Genomic DNA, 1790 nt, shown 5'->3' with positions numbered 1-1790 from the left:
TCGTGGTTGAGGTGCGCTGGGCGCGTTGGTAATTGAAGTCGGGACATCGGGCACGGCTGTTCGTGGGGGTTGGCGGCCTGTGATGTGGGGTGTTCGTGACTCTCTTATCGTGGCTTGCGTTGGGGTGATCGTTGCTTGCTCCTTCGTCGCTTGCGCGGCGGCCGCGCAAACGCGAGCCGGGCCGCGAACGGGCAATGCTCGGTCTCGCTACGCTCGAAAGTCGTGGTTGGGGTGTGCTGGGCGCGTGTGGGTGGTGGAGCGATGGGCATCGCGGATGCGGCTTGCTTCTTTGTGGCCGCGATAGCGCGTGGCTCGTCTCGGTTCCGCCCGGCTGTCGGTAAGGGCTGGTGCTGTGGGCGCGGGGGATGCCCGCCACCGGCGCGCGTGTTCGCGTGGCACCACGACGAACACGCAGCGCCGGTGGGGCGCCTGATCACAACCTTTCGATGATGGTGGCGTTGGCGAGACCGCCTGCCTCGCACATGGTTTGCAGGCCGTAGCGGGCGCCGCGGTCCTGCATGGCGTGTACCAGCGTGGTCATCAGGCGTGCGCCGGACGCGCCGAGTGGGTGGCCGATGGCGATCGCGCCGCCGTTGACGTTGACCTTCGCCAGATTCGCTCCGGTGTCCTGGGCCCAGGCCAGTACCACCGGCGAGAATGCCTCGTTGATCTCGATCAGGTCGATGTCGGACAGCTGTAGACCGGCGCGCCGCAGCACCTTCTCGGTCGCGGGGATCACCGCGGTGAGCATCAGCAGCGGGTCGTCACCGGCCACCGCGAAGCTGTGCAGCCGGGCCAGCGGACGCAGGCCGAGTTCCTTCGCGCGCTCGCTGGTCATGATGAGCACCGCCGCGCTGCCGTCGCTGACCTGGCTGGCGCTCGCCGCCGTGATCGCCCAGCCGATCTGCGGGAAGCGGGCGGCCATGGCCGGGTCGTAGTAGGCGGGACGGAGCGCGCCCAAGGTCTCCAGCGTGCTGCCGACCCGGATGCCCTCGTCGGTGGCGAGTCCGTTGATCGGCGCCAGCTCCCTGGCGAACGAGCCGTTCTTGGTGGCGAGCGCGGCTTTTTCGTGACTGGCGAGCGCGAACTCGTCCAGTCGAGTGCGGGTGAGGCCCCACTTGGCCGCGATCAGCTCGGCGCTGATGCCCTGCGACACCAGGCCGTCCGGGTATCGCTCGGCGAAGCCGACGCCGGAGATGTCGTCCGAGCCGACCAGATTGGCCCCCATCGGAATCCGGCCCATCGACTCCACGCCCGCGGCGACCACGATGTCATAGGCGCCCGCGATCACGCCTTGCGCGGCGAAGTGGATCGCCTGCTGGCTGCTGCCGCACTGCCGGTCGACGGTGGTGGCCGGGACGGATTCGGGATATCCGGCGGCCAGCGCGGCCCGCCTGGTCATATTCGCGCCCTGCTCGCCGAACTGGGTGACGACGCCGCCGATCACGTCATCGATGAGTGCGGGATCTATGCCGCTGCGGTCCACCACCTTGCGCAGGCTGTGGGCGAGCAGATCCACCGCGTTGACATTGTGCAGTGCGCCGTTCGGCTTGCCTTTGCCGATCGGGGTGCGAACCGCTTCGACAATCACCGCGTCTCTCATGGTGCTTCCTTCCGGACGAGAGCCCGGCCGCCATGCCTGACTCTATCAACACATAGTTAGAGTACATCTGGCAATAGTTGAGACAAGTCAGCCTGGGTATGATGTTCGTCATGGCAGCAGTGATGGAAGGACCGTTGGCCGATCTCAGCGCGTGGAAGGCCGAGGAATGCTCGATCGCGAAGGCGAT

At 67.2% G+C, this 1790-nt stretch carries 1 protein-coding gene; it reads right to left on the bottom strand.

Going from position 1 to position 1790, the window contains the following annotated elements; genetic code table 11:
* Window positions 1-433: 433 nt before the first annotated feature.
* Window positions 434-1603: a thiolase family protein gene (locus ON27_RS28405; protein WP_043734299.1), complete on the bottom strand. Its 1170-nt coding sequence runs from the start codon at window positions 1601-1603 to the stop codon at window positions 434-436.
* Window positions 1604-1790 lie beyond the last annotated feature (187 nt).

The sequence above is a fragment of the Nocardia asiatica NBRC 100129 genome (assembly GCF_000308415.1).
Classification (GTDB): Bacteria; Actinomycetota; Actinomycetes; order Mycobacteriales; family Mycobacteriaceae; genus Nocardia; species Nocardia asiatica.
Note: the sequence above shows the minus strand (reverse complement) of the source record. Positions and strands in the feature narration are given on the sequence as shown.